The 16,852-nt window shown below is 56.5% G+C and carries 14 protein-coding genes and 2 pseudogenes; 3 read left to right on the top strand and 13 right to left on the bottom strand.

From position 1 onward, the window contains the following. Positions 1–72: 72 nt before the first annotated feature. Positions 73–342: pseudogene (locus tag Q9J79_RS05300) on the bottom strand (TonB-dependent receptor domain-containing protein); the annotation flags it as partial. Positions 343–350: 8 nt separating this feature from the next. On the opposite strand from Q9J79_RS05300, the pseudogene Q9J79_RS05295 reads away from it, so the two are divergent. From Q9J79_RS05295 to Q9J79_RS05285, 3 genes and pseudogenes are all read left to right on the top strand, one after another. Further along, positions 351–665, top strand: a pseudogene (locus Q9J79_RS05295) (RNA-binding S4 domain-containing protein). Continuing rightward, positions 643–846: an oxidoreductase-like domain-containing protein gene (locus Q9J79_RS05290; RefSeq protein ID WP_301673790.1), complete on the top strand. Its 204-nt coding sequence runs from the start codon at positions 643–645 to the stop codon at positions 844–846. The pseudogene Q9J79_RS05295 and the gene Q9J79_RS05290 overlap by 23 nt, the downstream one beginning before the upstream one ends. 444 nt (positions 847–1,290) lie before the next feature. Next, positions 1,291–2,127 (top strand): PHP domain-containing protein, encoded by an 837-nt coding sequence (locus Q9J79_RS05285; RefSeq protein ID WP_301673791.1) that lies wholly within the window; start codon positions 1,291–1,293, stop codon positions 2,125–2,127. Between the two features lie 51 nt (positions 2,128–2,178). Here Q9J79_RS05285 and Q9J79_RS05280 read toward each other — a convergent pair whose 3' ends face one another. The 12 genes from Q9J79_RS05280 to Q9J79_RS05225 form a co-directional block, all read right to left on the bottom strand. Continuing rightward, on the bottom strand, positions 2,179–3,471 hold the full coding sequence (locus Q9J79_RS05280; protein ID WP_301673798.1) for a valine--pyruvate transaminase: 1,293 nt from the start codon (positions 3,469–3,471) through the stop codon (positions 2,179–2,181). Between the two features lie 55 nt (positions 3,472–3,526). Next, positions 3,527–5,437 (bottom strand): polysaccharide biosynthesis protein, encoded by a 1,911-nt coding sequence (locus Q9J79_RS05275; RefSeq protein WP_301911711.1) that lies wholly within the window; start codon positions 5,435–5,437, stop codon positions 3,527–3,529. Between the two features lie 47 nt (positions 5,438–5,484). Next, positions 5,485–6,660, bottom strand: coding sequence for a DegT/DnrJ/EryC1/StrS family aminotransferase (locus tag Q9J79_RS05270; protein WP_301911710.1), 1,176 nt, complete (start codon positions 6,658–6,660; stop codon positions 5,485–5,487). A 131-nt stretch (positions 6,661–6,791) separates the two neighbouring features. Next, positions 6,792–8,033: a NeuD/PglB/VioB family sugar acetyltransferase gene (locus Q9J79_RS05265; protein WP_301911709.1), complete on the bottom strand. Its 1,242-nt coding sequence runs from the start codon at positions 8,031–8,033 to the stop codon at positions 6,792–6,794. After that, on the bottom strand, positions 8,026–8,169 hold the full coding sequence (locus tag Q9J79_RS05260) for a hypothetical protein (RefSeq protein WP_275068931.1): 144 nt from the start codon (positions 8,167–8,169) through the stop codon (positions 8,026–8,028). The genes Q9J79_RS05265 and Q9J79_RS05260 overlap by 8 nt, the downstream gene beginning before the upstream one ends. Before the next feature lie 31 nt (positions 8,170–8,200). Then, a complete protein-coding gene (locus Q9J79_RS05255) occupies positions 8,201–9,622 on the bottom strand; it encodes a lipopolysaccharide biosynthesis protein (RefSeq protein WP_304685301.1) in 1,422 nt (473 codons plus the stop codon). 194 nt (positions 9,623–9,816) lie between these two features. Beyond that, the gene (ribD, locus tag Q9J79_RS05250) at positions 9,817–10,926 is read right to left on the bottom strand and encodes a bifunctional diaminohydroxyphosphoribosylaminopyrimidine deaminase/5-amino-6-(5-phosphoribosylamino)uracil reductase RibD (protein WP_301911707.1); all 1,110 of its coding nucleotides are present in this window, start codon (positions 10,924–10,926) and stop codon (positions 9,817–9,819) included. Positions 10,927–10,958: 32 nt separating this feature from the next. Beyond that, positions 10,959–11,423 (bottom strand): transcriptional regulator NrdR, encoded by a 465-nt coding sequence (locus Q9J79_RS05245; RefSeq protein WP_301911706.1) that lies wholly within the window; start codon positions 11,421–11,423, stop codon positions 10,959–10,961. A 28-nt stretch (positions 11,424–11,451) separates the two neighbouring features. Beyond that, on the bottom strand, positions 11,452–12,294 hold the full coding sequence (locus Q9J79_RS05240) for a class II glutamine amidotransferase (RefSeq protein ID WP_301667534.1): 843 nt from the start codon (positions 12,292–12,294) through the stop codon (positions 11,452–11,454). 626 nt (positions 12,295–12,920) lie between these two features. Further along, positions 12,921–14,000, bottom strand: coding sequence for a 3-dehydroquinate synthase (gene aroB, locus Q9J79_RS05235; protein WP_301911705.1), 1,080 nt, complete (start codon positions 13,998–14,000; stop codon positions 12,921–12,923). A gap of 10 nt (positions 14,001–14,010) precedes the next feature. Further along, positions 14,011–14,523, bottom strand: a complete 513-nt coding sequence (locus Q9J79_RS05230) for a shikimate kinase (protein WP_301911703.1) — start codon at positions 14,521–14,523, stop codon at positions 14,011–14,013. A 147-nt stretch (positions 14,524–14,670) separates the two neighbouring features. Continuing rightward, entirely contained in the window at positions 14,671–16,848 is a 2,178-nt protein-coding gene (locus tag Q9J79_RS05225) for a type IV pilus secretin PilQ (protein WP_301911702.1), read from the bottom strand. Positions 16,849–16,852: the final 4 nt, after the last annotated feature.

Raw genomic sequence — 16,852 nt, 5'->3', positions numbered from 1 at the left:
GTCCGAAAGCAGGGTCAGGCTTTCAGACGGCCTCTTTGATTAAAAATGATACTTTTGCAGCGAAGGCACGCCTTACATCTTCCACTTCAGGCTGAACACGGCATTGCGCGGTTCGCCGTAGAAGTTGCCGTAGTTTTTTGTACGGTTGCTGTTGTTTTCATAGTAGCGTTTGTCGGTCAGGTTATTGACCGCCAGCCCCAGTTGCAGGTTTTTGCTTGGGCGGTATTGGACGTTGGTATTCCAAACCGTGTAGCCGCCTTGCTTGATGAAGCCGTAGGAGTTGGCGGTTTTGCTGCTGCTCTTTAAGCCCAGCCCGACCGTCCATTTGCCGTCATCCACCGGTGTGCGGGATGTGCTGCCGGTTTTGCGGTAATTTTGGGTGAGGCGGCGGCAGGTGCTACAATAACGGTCTCTTTCTGCAAGGGAACATCATGGAAGCCACCGTCTATCTCGAAGACAACGAATACATCGCCTTGTGCGACCTCTTGAAATTAGCCGGACTTGCCGAAAGCGGCGGGCAGGCAAAAGCGTTTATCGCCGAAGGGCTGGTGTTGCGCAACGGCGAAACCGAAACCCGCAAAACCGCCAAAATACGCGGCGGCGAAGTCATCGAGTTTGACGGCGCGCGCTTGGAAATCGCAGATGGATACGACCCTGAAGCATAAAGCCGAAGCCCTTTTGGGCGAGCCGCTTTTAGACGAACCCGTCCGCCCCGAGTCGTGGGAATGTTGCGGCAGCGACTGCGGCGAGGTGTGTATTCAGACGATTTATTGGGCAGATAAGGCCCGCTACGACGCGCAACGGCAGAAATTGAAAGAAGCGGGTTGGTCGGACGATGCCGTCTGAAACCGATTCGGCTTGATATAGTGAATTAACAAAAATCAGGACAAGGCGGCGAGCCGCAGACAGTACAAATAGTACGGAACCGATTCACTTGGTGCTTCAGCACCTTAGAGAATCGTTCTCTTTGAGCCAAGGCGAGCCAACGCTGTACCGGTTTAAATTTAATTCACTATAAAACCACGTTTTCAGACAGTCTTTTATAGTAGATTAAAATTGAAAACGTTCATATCGCCATTCCCTCGAAAGCAGGAATCCGGAAGTTTGAAATAGCGGTTAACCTTAAACATTTCCAATAAATCAAAGTCTGGATTCCCGCCTGCGCGGGAATGACGGCATAGCGGCTTTTCCTTTGCATTTGCCATACGCCCGTCTTCAACATTACCGCCGCCACACCGCCCGACAATATTGAAACACCCTGCCCACCATTTACCACACACATAACGCCTTATGATAGACCTGCACTGCCATTCCACCGTTTCCGACGGTATGCTTTCCCCCGCCGAAGTCGTCCGCCTCGCACATCAAAACGGCTGCACGCTGCTGGCGTTGACCGACCACGACCACACGGGCGGCATCGCCGAAGCGCGTGCCGAAGCCGACAAACTCGGTTTGCGCCTGATTAACGGCGTGGAAATCTCCGTAACGTGGCGCGGGCGCACCATACATGTTGTCGGTTTGGATTTTGACGAAACAGACGAAAATCTGCAAAACCTGTTGGCGCAAGTGCGGCAAGGCCGTCTGAAACGCCTCGAAGCCATCGCCGCCAAGCTCGAAAAGAAAGGCATCGGCGGCGCATACGACGGCGCGCTGGCACTGGCGGCAAACAAAGAAATGGTCAGCCGCACCCACGTCGCCGAGTTCCTCATCCAAGCGGGACACGTCAAAAACAAGCAGCAGGCGTTCACCAAATACTTGGGTGACGGCAAATCCTGCGCCGTCCGCCACGAATGGGCGACGCTGGCAGACTGCGTCTCCGCCGTCAACGGCGCGGGCGGCATGGCAGTCATCGCCCACCCCATGCGCTACGATTTGTCCGCCACCGCCAAGCGCAATCTGTTTGAAGAATTTAAAAACCTCGGCGGCGCAGGCATCGAAGTCCACAGCGGCAACTGCTGCAAAAACGACCGCCTCAACTACGCGCTTTTGGCAGAACGCTTCGGTATGCTCGCCAGCGCGGGCAGCGACTTCCACCGTTTAAACGACTTTAGCGGCGGCATCCTCGGCGCGTGTCCTGAGCTGCCGGAAAACTGCAGGCCGGTGTGGGCGCATTTTTCCCGACATTGAATGCGGATAAAAATGCCGTCTGAAAACCTTTCAGACGGCATTTTTTGCGGTTTAAACGTTGTCGTACAGTTTTCGGACGGTTTTGCCGATGGCGGCAATGCCTTTTTCCAGCGTTTGAGCGTCCTGCGCGATGCTCATGCGGATGCACTCGCCTGCGTGCGGGTAATCCTGCGTGTCGATGCCGACGAAGAAATGCTCGCCCGGAATAATCAGCGTGCCTTCGGCTTTGAGCATTTCGTACAGGGTTTGCGACGAAACGGGCAGGTTTTCAAACCAGAGCCACAGGAAAATCGCGCCTTCGGGTTTGTGGATTTTCATCGGGTACGCGCCCAGCTCCCGCTTGAGCAGCGAGACGGCGGTTTGCGCCTGATTGCGGTAAAACGGCCGGATGACTTGGTCGGCAAGCCGTTTCATCTCGCCGCTTTCCAGCAGCGGCGTTGCGATGGCCGCGCCGAAGCGCGTGGGGGCAAGGTTCACAATCGCGTTCAGGCTGCTGACGGCTTTGACGACTTCGGGCGCGGCGACGATGATGCCGGTGCGAACGCCCGGCAGGCCGACTTTGGACAGGCTGAAGCAGAGGATGATGTTTTCGTGCCAATTCAGCGTTACGTCGCTGTAAATGATGTTGGGGAACGGCATTCCGTAGGCGTTGTCGATAATCAGCGGAATCCCGTGTTCACGCGCCAAAGCGTCCAAACGCGCCATTTCGCCGTCGGTCAGCACATTGCCGGTCGGGTTGGTCGGGCGCGAACAGCAAATCGCGCCGATTTTGCCTGCTTTGAGTTCGGGCAGGTTTTCCAGTGCGTCAAAGTCCACGCGGTATTTGAAGAAGCCTGCTTCGCCTTCGTGTTCGACGTTTTCGATTTTGGGCTTGACGGAAACGAAGTGCTTCCCTTCGATATGTACGTCGGCATAGCCGATGTATTCGGGCGCGAGCGGCAACAAAATGGCTTTTTCTGCGGATGTGCCGTCTGAAAGCTTGAATTTGCCGCCGAAGAGGTTGAACAAATAGAAAAACGCGTTTTGCGAACCATTGGTCAGCGCGATATTGCCGGCGGTCAGATTCCAGCCGTATTCGCGGTTGAGGAAGGCGGCCAGCGCGTCAATCAGCGCGGCATCGCCTTGGGGATTGGAGTAATTGCCGATGTTCTCGACGGCGTGTTCTGCCGCCAGTTTGGAAAATACGTTGGCGAACACGGCATTGACTTCGGCGATTCGTGCCGGGTTGCCGCCGCCGAGCATATTGACGGGCTTGTCGCTTTTGAGCGCGTCGCCGAGGTCGTCCATCAGTTGCAGGATGCCGCTGTGTTGCGTGAATTTTTCGCCGAATGCCGAAAACTGCATATCAAACTCCGTGTGTGTAAGGCAGGTTGGTTTGTACGGTATGCCGTCTGAAGGTTCAGACGGCATTTTTTCTGTGTGTTTCTCGTACCCAAAGCAGGTCGCAGATGCCGCCGGCCGGGGCAAAGCCGGTCGGGGCGTTGATGAGCAGGTCGCGGATTGCCTGCTGGTCGTAACGGTCGCAGGCGGTACGCAGGCGGTTGAGGATGGGCAAAAGCTCGTGCCACGGCAGCATCACTTCGTCAGCCGTCATAATGCGCGGATGGGCGGTTTGGCGGACATTGTCGCCGATGAGCAGCTCTTCGTAGAGTTTTTCGCCGGGACGCAGCCCGGTAATGAGGATTTCGATGTCGCCGTCGGGTTGTTCGGGCGTTTTGGGTTTGAGTCCGCTTAAGGTAATCATTTGGCGGGCAAGGTCGATGATTTTGACGGATTCGCCCATATCGAGGACGAACACGTCGCCGCCTTTGCCCATCGCGCCGGCTTGGATAACCAGTTGCGCCGCTTCGGGTATGGTCATGAAATAGCGCGTGATTTCCGGGTGGGTCAGGGTGAGCGGGCCGCCTTGGGCAATCTGTTTTTCAAACAGCGGGACGACGGAGCCGGACGAACCTAAAACATTGCCGAAACGTACCATACTGAAGCGGGTTTGCTGTCCGGGTTCGGCGGCGAGCGCCTGAAGGCAGAGTTCCGCCATACGTTTGCCCGCGCCCATCGTGTTGGTGGGGCGGACGGCTTTGTCGGTGGAGATGAGGACGAATGTTTTTACGCCCGATGCCGTGGCGGCAAGCGCGCACTCGAGTGTGCCGAAGATGTTGTTGCGTATGCCTTCGACGGTGTTGAATTCGACCATGGGGACGTGTTTGTAGGCGGCGGCATGGTAAACGGTGGAGACTTGGCAGGCGGTCATGATGCGCGTGAGCAGCGTGCGGTTCTGCACCGAGCCGAGGAAGGGCAGGATTTCGGTATCGGTATTGTTTTGGGTGCAGTATTCGCGCAATTCTTTTTCGACGGTGTACAGGGCGAATTCGGATAACTCGAACAGCAGCAGCTTTTCGGGGCGGCGGCGGATAATCTGGCGGCAGAGTTCCGAACCGATGGAGCCGCCCGCGCCGGTTACCATGACGGTTTTGCCTTCGATGTCGGCACTCATCAGGCGGTCGTCGGGTGTGACGGGGTCGCGCCCGAGCAGGTCGGAGACGGAGATTTTTTTGAGCGTGCCGATGCTGATTTTGCCGTCCATCAGGTCTTTCATTCCGGGAATGGTCAACACTTCGCACGGATAGGCTTCCAGTTTGCTGATGATTCGGCGGCGTTGTTCCTGAGTCGCGCCGGGGATGGCGAGCAGGATTTTTTCCACGCCGCAGCGTTCGATGAGGGCGGCGATGTCGTCGGGGCGGTAAACGGCAAGGTCGTAGATGACGGTGTGCCAAAGCTTGGGGTCGTCGTCCACAAAGGCGGCGGCGGAATATTCGCGCATTTGTTTGACGGCCTCGAGAAGCTGCCTGCCCGCCTGCCCCGCGCCGTAAATAATGACGGGGGTCATCTGTTTTTTGGGGTGTTCGGACAACAGCCCGCGCAAAACCATACGCGAGCCGGTCACGGAAACAAACAGCAGCAGGAAATAGACGACGGGCAGGGCGAGCCGCAGCCGTTCTTCAAATATCAGCGTATTGAGGAAAAACAATACGGCGGAGGCGAGGCTGCCTGCCAGCGCGGTGGAGAGGATGCGGAAGCTGATGAAGCGTGTGACGGCACGGTAAAGCCCCATTCTGAAGAACAGGCAGGCGGTCAAAAGCGCGGTCAATAGGAAAGACTGCCAGTTGGCGGGGTCGAACCATTCTTCGGAATAGTCGGCCTTCAGGCTTTGGGTGAACCAGAATGCAATGAAAATCATCAGAAAATCGTGTATGAGGAAACAGGTTTTCTTGATGTTGCGCGGCAGGGCGATCAGGGTTTCCAGATTCATATCGTGGGGCGGTATGTGTTTTCAGACGGCATATGCCGCCTGAAGGGTTATCGTGCGGCTTCGGTCAAGACGGCTTCGATGTGTTTTTTGCAAAATGCGATTTCGCCGTCGGTCAGCGTCGGGTGCACCAAGAACATCAGGCCGGTGTCGCCCAGTTCGACGGCGTTTTTCAGCCGCTCTTTCGGCCGCCACGGCGTGTTGTCGAAGGCTTTTTCCAAATACACTTCGGAGCAGCTGCCTTGATAACAGGGGACTTTGCGCGCGTTCAGTTCGCTGACGATGCGGTCGCGCGTCCAGCCGTCTTTCAGGTGTTCGGGTTTGACGAAGGCGTAGAACTTGTATTGCGCGTGTTCGATGTAGCCGGCGACTTCAATCAAACGGATGCTGCTGAATTTGCCCAGGCTTTCAGCCAGCTTGGCGGCGTTTTCTCGGCGGCGCGCCGTCCATTCGGGCAGGCGTTTAAGCTGGATGCGTCCGATGACCGCCTGCATTTCCATCATACGCCAGTTGGTGCCGAAACTTTCGTGCAGCCAGCGGAAACCGGGTGCGTGTTCGCGGCAGTACACGGCATCGTAGCTTTTGCCGTGGTCTTTGTACGACCACATTTTTTCCCACAGGGTTTTGTCGTTGGTCGTAACCATGCCGCCTTCGCCGCCGGTGGTCATGATTTTGTCTTGGCAGAACGACCATGCGCCGACGTGTCCAATGGAGCCGACGGATTTGCCTTTGTATTTCGCGCCATGAGCTTGGGCGCAGTCTTCGATAACCCACAAATCATGTTCTTTTGCCAAGTCCATGATGCCGTCCATTTCGGCAGGCATACCGGCAAGGTGAACCACGATAATCGCTTTGGTATTCGGGGTCAGCACAGCCTTGACGGTTTCCGCGCTGATGTTTTGGCTGTTCAAATCCACGTCGGCAAACACGGGGTTTGCGCCCGCGTTCACAATGCAGGACGCGGAAGCCAAGAAAGTGCGCGAAGTGACAATCACATCGTCGCCCGCGCCTATGCCGATTGCTTTGAGCGCGGCATCGAGTGCCAGCGTGCCGTTGGCAAGGGCGACGGCGTATTGCGTACCGGCGAAGGCGGCAAATTCTTTTTCAAATTCGCGGCATTCGGTACCCGTCCAGTAATTGACTTTGTTGGACAAGAGGACTTTGGAAACGGCATCGGCTTCTTCTTGGGTGAAGCAGGGCCACGGGGAAAGGGAAGTGTTCAACATGATGGTTTGTCCGTCGGTTTTCAGACGGCATTTCCGACCCTATGCCGTCTGAAGGGGGCGTGTTCCGAAGAATCGGGCGCGCGCCGCAGGTGTTGTCAAAATCGGTCTGTACGGTGGCGTATTTTAATCGCTTATGCCGTCGCGGTCTCGGTATTTTTGCCTGCCAATGGCTTTGCCGGATTGCCCGCGACGGTCATGCCGTCTGAAACGTCGCGCACGACGACTGCGCCCGCTCCAATGGTTGCGCGGCTGCCGATACGGATCTGCTGGCGGCTGCACGCGCCCGTGCCTATCCAGCTTTCTTCGCCGATATGCGTGTTGCCCGACAGGTGCGCGCCCGGGCTGATGTGGACGAAAGCATCAAGCAGGCAGTCGTGATCGACGGTGGCGGCAGTGTTCACAATCACGCCGTCTTTCAATACGCTGCCGGCCTGTACGACAGCTTTCGCCATAACGACGCTGCCTTGTCCGACTGTTGAAGAAGGTGAGACGGTTGCGTCGGGATGAATCAGAACGGGCAGGGCGAAGCCGAGCGCGGCGGCTTTTTCGGCGATTTGGCGGCGGATGCGGTTGCTGCCGACGGCGACGGCGATGTCGAATTGTTCGGGCGATAAACTGTTTTCGAGCAGCAGAGTCGTGCCGATGACGGGGAAGCCGTTGACGCTGCCTTGGGCGCGGTCGTCCAAAAAAACGATTTCGCCGTATGTGCCGAGTGCGGCGGCAAGCTCGGCAACGACTTTGCCGTGTCCGCCCGCGCCGATAACGGCAAGTTTGCGATTCCCCGTGAAAGGGGGCATAGTGGCTTCCCCTTCCGCCGAAATGCCTTCTTTGATAAAGACTTTTTTGACTGTCAGAAACAAAATTTTCATATCCAACCAAAAACTGTAATGGTCGATGTACCAAACATCGCAGGAGAATTTTTCGTCCCACGAAAGCGCGTTGCGCCCGTTGACTTGAGCCCAACCGGTCACGCCCGGTTTCATTTCGTGGCGGCGGTTTTGAAATTCGTTGTAAAGCGGCAGGTAGCCCATCAAAAGCGGACGAGGGCCAACTAGACTCATCTCGCCTTTTAAGACATTCCATAATTCAGGAAGTTCGTCCAAACTGGTGGCGCGTAATTTTTTGCCGAAATCAGTCAGGCGTTCGCTGTCCGGCAGCGGGTTGCCGTCTTTATCGATTGCATCGCGCATGGAGCGGAATTTAATCATTTTAAACGGCTTGCCGTCCTTGCCCGGCCGCTCTTGGATGAAGAACACGGGCGAGCCTAAGTTTTTGCGGATGAGGTACGCCAGAATCAGGAAAACGGGTGAGAGGACAATCAGCCCTGATGCGGAGGCGGCAATGTCGAACAGGCGTTTGAAAAATTTATTCATCAGCTAATCTTTCAATCAGGTTGACGATTTTTTGATATGCCACGTCGCGCTTGAAGCGGCGGACGATTTCGTCGGACTGAACGGGGTCGTTTTTGCACGCCATTTGGCAATCGATGATGTCGTGCCCGTGTCGCACGGATCCGACATAGAAGTGGTCAGGATGATTTTCATAATGGGAAACCTTGTTTTTTCAAATAATGAAACAGTTTGTGCAAATCTTTCCGGTGGCGCAGGATGCAGCCTGCCAGATATGCCGCCCATACGCCGGCAAACAGGGGGTAGTTTGCCGGCGTGCCGAAGCAGGTGTAGGCCGCCGAGGAGGCCAGGCAGAACAATGTGTGCGTATAAAGCGGCAGGCGTTTGAGCGGCTGCCACAGGCGGCAGGAGCTTTCTGTCTTGAAAACAAAAAACAGCCAGAATGAGGCGGCACAGGCAACCGCCGCGCCGCGCGCACCGCCGGACGGTACGGCAAGCCCCAGCAGCAGCAGGTTTGCCGCCAGCGCGCCCAAGGTGGCAAGTGCGATCGGGCGCGTTTTTCGGACGACGTTCAAACCGATGCCGCTGATTTCCGCCAGCGTGCAAAACAGCGGCGGCAGCATGCACGATACGACGATAAACCGGACGGCGGCGTAGTTTTCCGGCAGCAGGAGGGAGGCAAGGGGCGAGAAAATGCCGGTCAGGCAGACGGTGGCGGCAAGCAGGGCGGCGGCGGACTCTGCCGTTGCCGAGAGGCGGGCGGGCGGGGCGTTTGCTTCGATTGCGCGGAAAATATACGGTGTCCAGACCGTTGAAAAGATGCTTTGGAACAATAATGCCGCCCCGCCGAACGAAATACCCATCGAATAAACGCCGAGCTGTTCCAGGCCGGCATATTTTTTCAGGAACAGGCGGTCGGCGGATGCCAGCCCCCAATAGGCGATGCTGCCCAGTGCGATCGGTATGCCGTAGCGCAGCCCCCGGTGCAGGACGGCGGGCGAAAACGGCGCGTGCCGGACGGCCTTCAGACGGCATCGGTTTTGAAACAGCAAAAAGGCGGCGGCGGCAAGGTTTGCCAGCGCGTAAACGGCGGTCAGGGTTGCTGTGTGCGCAGGGAAGTGCAGCAGCCCGACCGTCAGCGGCAACAGCAGCAGCAGGGCGAGCTTGGACATGAGTTGCGCGGACGAAAAGGCAAGGGCGCGCCCTTCCATACGCAAAACCAGTAAGAAAAAGCGGATGGGCAGGAAGCTCAGTCCGAACAGCACCAGCCCGATGCCGGCGGCGGTATCGTCGAGCGAAAACAGGATTTCAGACGGCATGGCCGGACGGGAAAGCAGCAGGGCGGCTATCGCGGCGGAAAACAGCAGCGGCGGCAGGAACAGGGTTTTGAACAAAGTGTCTTTGTCGTCGGCGGCATAGTATTCGCGGACGTATGCCTGATCCAGCCCGAGGCACAATACCGACACCGCCAGTCCCGCCGCCGTCTGCATCAGCACGATGCGCCCGATGTCGTCGGTGGGGAAATACCACGACAGCAGCGGCAGGATGATGACGGCTAAAACCGCGCTGCCGATCGAGCCTGCCGCGTAGCCGAGGATTTCTTTTGTGTCCATTTTTGATGTCCGGACGGCGGCGGGATTCTGCCCATGCCGTCTGAAGCCTTTCTTTATCGGAATTTGACGGCTTTCAGACCGTCGCGGCTGCCGGCGGGATGCGGCAGTCCGGGTTGCGCTTTTCCGGGCGGGCGGCGGTCTGAACGGAGCCGTTTTTTATCGGCGTTATTATATAGTGAAACGGCGCAAACCCTTTAAAAGGCGTTATCGTTTTTCCGGAACACGGTTTTGATGTCGTGTCCGAGGATTTCGCTTGAAACGGGTGTCCACAAGGGCGTTGCGGAAAGGGCGGCGCGGTTTTCGGGCAGGCAAAATAAACCGCTGCCGCCGCCGAGGATTTTGGGCGAACGGTACAGCACGATTTCGTCCGCCAAATCTTCCGCCAAAAAGGCGGAGGCGAGTCGGGAACCGGCTTCGACCATGAGTTCTCCTATGCCTTCGTCGGCAAGCAGGTGCAGCAGGCTGTTCAAATCGATTTTGCCGCCTGCCGTTTCAGACGGCATCAGGATGCGGACGTGTGCGTGTTTGCGATAGGGGTGCAGTCTGTCTTCGTTGCGTTCGAGTGTGGCGATGAAGGTCGGGGATTGTCCGTCGGTAACCAAATGGCTGTTCGGGGGCAGGCGCAGGTGGCTGTCTAACACGATGCGTGTGGGTTGGCGCAGCGTGACGAAGGTGCGGACGTTGAGTTGGGGATTGTCCGCCAACACCGTGCCGATGCCGGTCAGCACCGCGCAGCTTTCGGCGCGCAAAACCTGTACGTCGGCACGCGCTTCTTCGCCGGTAATCCAAAAGCTGCTGCTGTCTGAAAGTGCGGTTTTGCCGTCCAGCGAAACGGCGCATTTGAGGCGGACAAAGGGGCGGCGGCGTTCGATGCGCGACAGGAAGCCTCGGTTGAGTTCCCTTGCTTCGCTTTCGAGCAGCCCGCATTCCGTCTTGATGCCTGCCGATTCGAGCAGGACAAGCCCTTTGCCTGCAACCAGCGGGTTGGGGTCGCGCATGGCGGCGACGACGCGTGTTACGCCGGAACGGAGCAGGGCTTCGGCGCAGGGCGGCGTGCGTCCGTAATGGCTGCATGGTTCGAGGGTAACGAAGGCGGTCGCGCCTTGTGCCATTTCGCCCGCCTGACGCAGGGCGTGGACTTCGGCATGGGGTTCGCCCGCTTTGACGTGGAAGCCCTGTCCGACAATTTGGCTGCCGTGTGCGATAACGCAGCCGACGCGCGGATTGGGCGAAGTGGAAAAACGCCCCAAAGCGGCAAGTCGGAGGGCGTTTTCCATCATGGATATATCTGTGTCCGAAAACATAGGGATACCGTATCAGTATGGGTTGGGGAGAATCAGGCTTTGCCGCCTGTTTTGACGGCTTGCGCCAGCCACAAGGCAAAGTCTGCTGGATTGTCGAAGCGTTTGTGCAGCGCGGCGAAGCGGACGGCGGCTTCCGTGTTGTGCTCAAGCAGCTCTTTTAGCACCATGTCGGCAAGTTCGGCAGAGGGGATGTCGCGAAGACCCGAAGTGTAGAGCCTGTGTTCCGTCAGGCGGACGGTTTCGTCAATCTGTTCGTGTGTCAGGGCGGATTTTCGGGCGGCGGCGGTCAGGTCGTTGCGGAGGCGTTGTGCATTGAAGGGCGAACGTTTTTTGTCCGGGCCGATGACGGCGGGCATTTTGAGTTCGACGGTTTCGAGTGTGCCGAAGCGTTTGCCGCAGCTGGGGCAGTGTCGGCGGCGGCGGACGGTATTGCGCTCTTCCATCAGGCGGGAATCGGCAACTCGGGTGTCGGGGTGGGAGCAAAACGGGCATTTCATGGCGTTTCTTCCTGATGCCGTCTGAACGTCAAACCGATACGCCGGCGGCGCGGGCGATTTCCAGACCTTCTTCGGCACTCATATAGACGGGGTTACGGGGTCGGTCGTTTAAAATAATTTTGCCTTCGCGGAACATGACCAGTTCGTTCACGGCAAGTTGGGACCATGATTCGTCGCGGGTCAGCGGCAGGGTGGCGATAACGGCGACGCGGTCGTCCGGCGTGGTTACTTCGGCAAAATCGACCATTACATCGTCGTCGAGCAGGCGCGCCTTGCCGAACGGGGCTTGGCGGACGATGTAGTGCAGCAGCGTGCTGGCGTGGGCAAACAGGGAAATGCCGTCTGAAAGCATAAAGTTAAACAGCCCGAACTTGCGGATTTCGTGCGTCAGCCCCGCAATCGCGTCAAACAGCGTGTCGTCGTCGGGACGGACGGCAAAGCGGGTGCGCAGGCGGTTGAGGATGTGGCAGAACGCGCGTTCGGAATCGGTTGTGCCGACGGGGTGGAAAAATTCGCCCTGTTCGGGGAAAAAATCGACCAAATGCCCGTTGTGGGCAAACAGCCAGTAGCCGCCCCACATTTCGCGCATAAAGGGATGGGTGTTCGCAAGCGAGGTTTGACCTTGCGAGGCTTTGCGGATGTGGGCGACGACGTTTTCCGATTTAATCTGGTAGGCGCGCACGAGGTCGGCGACGGGGGAATTTGCACTCGGCTTGTCGTCGTGGAACAGGCGCACGCCTTTGCCTTCAAAAAAGCCGATGCCGAAACCGTCGGCGTGATGGTCGGTAATGCCGCCGCGCCGGCGGAAACCTTCAAAGGAAAACATAATATCGGTCGGCGTATTGCAGTTCATGCCCAGCAGTTGACACATAGTTTGTCCAAATGATTCAGATGGTCGCAAGTATTCGGATTATACCCCGAACCGAAAATGCCGTCTGAAATACGGCTTGTTCCCCCATTGTTCACGCGAAAACGGAAAACAAAGACGGAAACTTAAGATTCCGTCATTCCCGCGCAGGCGGGAATCCGACTTGTCCGGTTTCGGTTGTTTTTCGTTCCGTAACTTTTGAGCCGTCATTCCCGCGCAGGCGGGAATCTAGAATTTCAATGCCTCAATAATTTATCGGAAAAACCAAAACCCTTCCGCCGTCATTCCCACGAAAGTGGGAATCTGGAAATGAAAAGCAACAGGAATTTATCGGAAATGACCGAAACTGAACGGACTGGATTCCCGCTTTTGCGGGAATGACGGCGACAGGGTTGCTGTTATTCCGGATAAATTCCTGTGATTTTGAATTTCCAAATTTTCATCTGCGCGGAAATGACGGCGGACAGATTGTCGTTATTCCGGATAAATCCCTGCGATATGGGATAACCGGATGCCCGCTTTCGTGGAGAATGATAATGGAAAGTCATCATCGTGCGTCAAACCCGCGCGGCAGCACACCGGCAAAGCCGATGCCGTCTGAACGCTTCAGACGGCATCGGTATGGCTGATCAGAGATACGGTTGCAGGGTGCGGCGGAGGATGTCCGTGTCGGTAATTTCGGTGATGTTGGCTTCGCCCAGCCGGTTCAGACCGATAAAGCGCATGATGCCGCCGCTGACTTTTTTATCGTGGCTCATGTGTTCCAGCCATTTTTCAAAGGCAAACACGGGCGGTGCGGACGGCAGTCCGGCGGCTTCGAGCAGGGCGGCGAGCCGCGCGGTATCTGAGGCGGAGGTTTTGCCCAGTTGTTCGGACAAACGCGCCGCCAACACGCATCCGGCGGCAACGGCCTCGCCGTGCAGCCATACGCCGTAACCCATCTCGGTTTCAATGGCGTGTCCGAAGGTGTGTCCGAGGTTGAGCCATGCGCGTATGCCCTGTTCGGTTTCGTCTTGGGCGACGATGTCTGCCTTCATCTGACAGCAGCGGTACACGGCTTCGGCGAGTTTTCCTTTATCGAGCGTCATCAGTCCGAATATGTTTTGTTCGAGCCATTCGAAAAAACCGATGTCGCCGAGCGCACCGTATTTGATGACTTCCGCCATACCGGCGGACAATTCGCGGACGGGCAGGGTGTGCAGTGTGTCCAAGTCGGCAAGCACCGCCTGCGGCTGGTAAAACGCGCCGATCATATTTTTGCCGAGCGGGTGGTTGATGGCGGTTTTGCCGCCCACCGATGAGTCGACCTGACTCAACAGTGTGGTCGGTATTTGAACGAACGGTGCGCCGCGCTGGTAGGTGGCGGCGGCAAAGCCGACCATGTCGCCGATAACGCCGCCGCCCAGTGCGATGAGCGTGGTTTTGCGTTCGGCGCGGTTTTGCATCAGACCGTCGAAGATGAGGTTGAGCGTCTGCCAGTTTTTGTACGCCTCGCCGTCGGGCAGGATGATGCTGAAATGGGGAATGCCTGCCTCGTCTAATGCCGTCTGAAGCGTGCCGAGGTAGAGCGGGGCGACGGTTTCGTTGGTGATGATGGCGGCGCGTTTTCCCAAATGCGGTTTGAGCAGGCTTCCCGCCTGCGGCAGTAGCCCGTTGCCGATAAAGATGGGGTAGCTGTGCGAAGGTGCGTGTACGGTCAGTGTTTTCATGCGTCGGTTTTTATTCGGATAAAAGGTTGAGTAGGATTTGTACGGTTTGCCGGCAGTTTCCCGATTCGATAGTGAAGTCGGCGGTTTGCCTGTAAAGCGGGTCGCGTGCGGTGTAGAGTTCGCGCAATCTGCCCAAGGGATCGGCAACTTGCAAAAGGGGGCGGTTACTGTCGCAGCGCGTCCGTTCGAGCAGGGTTTCGGGTGGCGCGTGCAGATAGACGACCGTGCCGCTTTTGCGGATAAGGGCGCGGTTTTCTTCTTTTAACACCGCGCCGCCGCCGGTGGACAGGACGATATGGGGCAGGATAACCAGCTTTTTGAGCATGGCGGTTTCGCGCGAACGGAATCCCTGTTCGCCTTCCATTTCAAATATGGTAGGGATGGAAACGCCGGCGGCTGCCGAAACTTCATGGTCGCAGTCGTAAAAGCGGTAATTTAGGGAGCGGGCAACCTGTCTGCCCAGAGTGGTTTTGCCCGCGCCCATCAGCCCGATGAGGATAAGTTTGTCGGTAAAATTTTTCATGGCGTAATTTTAAACGATATTGGCAGGACTGGTAGGGGCTTAAGGTGTATCGGGATGGGAATTCAGTTTCAGGCGGTATTTTGACGGATGTTGGATTTTAGATAAAAAAAGGGCATATGCTGTAAAACATATGCCCTTTTTTACGGATTAATAACGCAGGCTGTTGCCGGCCGTATCCATAATCCTCGGGGTAATGAAAATCAGCAGTTCGCGGCGGTTGGTGCTTTTCCCTCGTGTTTTAAAGAGGTTGCCGATAACGGGGATGTCGCCCAACAGGGGGACTTTGGTCAGCGTATTGCCGTTCTCTTCTTCATAAATACCGCCGACAATCAAGGTGCCGCCGTTTTCAACCATAGCCTGCGTATTCAGGTTTTTGGTTTGGATACACTTGGTCGTCTCATCTTTCACGGTACAGTCGACAGGCGTGTCCTTGTTGATTTTGACGGTCATAATGATTTGCCCGTCGGGCGTGATGTTCGGCGTAACGGTCAGCCCCAAGACGGCTTTTTTGAAGGTTGTGGTCGTGCTGCTGCTGCCGCCCGAACTTGAAGTGTCTTGGAAGGGGATTTCCGTACCGGATTCGATTTTGGCTTCTTTCCGGTTTTGGGTCAGTACGCGCGGATTGGCAAGCGTTTTGGTTTTTGAAAGCGACTCGGATGCGGACAATTCCAAATTCAACGCGCCGGAGGAAATCGCGCGCACCAGTGAAATGCTGTTTGCGGCAGCGGCAACCGGCAGGTTGATGCTGGTTTGGGCAGACCATTTGCCGTTGTCGCCTTCAAAACCCGAGTTTACACCCCAGCCGAATGCGCGGTCTGCATCTTTCAGTTTTTTCTTGCCTGTCGCGCCGAACTTAACGCCCAAATCGCGCGAGAAGCCGTCTGCCGCTTCGACGATGCGCGCCTCAATCATCACTTGTTGCGCGGGTACGTCTAATTCGTCAATCAGTTTGCGGAATTTTTCGATGACGCTGCGGGTATCGGTAACAATCAGGGTGTTGGTGGCGGGATCGATCAGCACGCTGCCCCTGCCGCTGATAAGCGTGTTGCGGTTTCCGGTCGTGTCGGCATTGTCCAAACGCAGGATGCTGCGGAATTCTTCCACATTTTTGTATTTCAACTGGAAGTTTTGGGAATACAGCGCACCCAAATCGGCAATGTCTTTTTCTGCCTGTAAGAGGGCTTTGTCTTTGGCAAGCAGCTCGTCGCGGGGCGCGATGTTGACGATATTCCCTTGCTGGCGCATATCGAGGTTGCGCGCCTGCATAACCAAATCCAAAGCCTGATCCCAAGGTACGTCTTTGAGGGAGAGGGTCATTTTGCCGTTGACGGAATCGCTGGCAACAATGTTCATCCCGGATTCTTTTGCCAAAATCTGCAGGATGGTGCGGACTTCGACATCTTGGAAGTCAAGGGAGATTTTCCGGCCTTTGAAGGTTTTGGGCGCATTGTTCACGCCGCCCGACTCGAGGTTTTGTTTTTTCGGCAGGACTTGGAAGGTAAAGTATCCGGGCGCGGCGGATTTGTTGACGAGTTCCCAGTTGCCGGCTGTTGTGATAATCAGTTGGGTGTCGTTATTGAAGCGTTTCAGCGTAACCTTTTGAACCGGTGTTTTGAAGTCTGACACATCCAAACTGCGTTGGAGCGCGGTCGGCAGGGTATGGTTTTTCAGTGTAACGATGATGTGGTCGCGCTGTTGGCTGATGTCGGGCTGCCCGGCAAAGCCCAATGCCGCCAATTCGATAATGCCGGCATTTTTGCCGTCTTTGCGGAAATCGATATTGGTTTGTTTTGCCTGTACAGCCGTCGTTTGTTGTGTTGCGGGGCTGAACGGTGCGGATACGGATACTACGGACTCGGTAAACGGTGCGGCAGCCTGTTGTTTTGCCGGCGCGGCAGGCGCGGCTTTTACGGCGGGGCGGGTGGGGGCGGACACGGTATCGTCCGATTCGTTGATGAGAATCCAAACTTCATTTCCGCGTACTTCGGTATTGTATTGGCCCGGTTTGTTCAGATTCAGAACCAGACGCGCACGGCTGCTGTTTTGTGCGGCACTGATTTTGCTCAACAGAGGGTCGGCATACTCGAGTACCTGTTGATCCATGGAAATGCCGGTTTGTTCAAAGTCCAAGGCGATGCGCGCGGGCGACGAAGTGATGAAGCCGGTCGGGTTGACAACCTCTTTGTCAAAGCTGACTTTGACGATTTTCTGTTTGTTGGGCAGGGAGGAAACTTTGATGTCTGTAATGTTTCCTGCCGATGCCGTCTGAAAGGCGGCGGTTGCGACAAACAGGCCGGAAATGATTTTTGTCAGTTTGGTATTCATATGG

The organism is Neisseria viridiae, from assembly GCF_962747995.1.
GTDB classification, from domain to species: Bacteria; Pseudomonadota; Gammaproteobacteria; order Burkholderiales; family Neisseriaceae; genus Neisseria; species Neisseria viridiae.
This window is presented reverse-complemented; position numbering and strand designations above follow the sequence as displayed.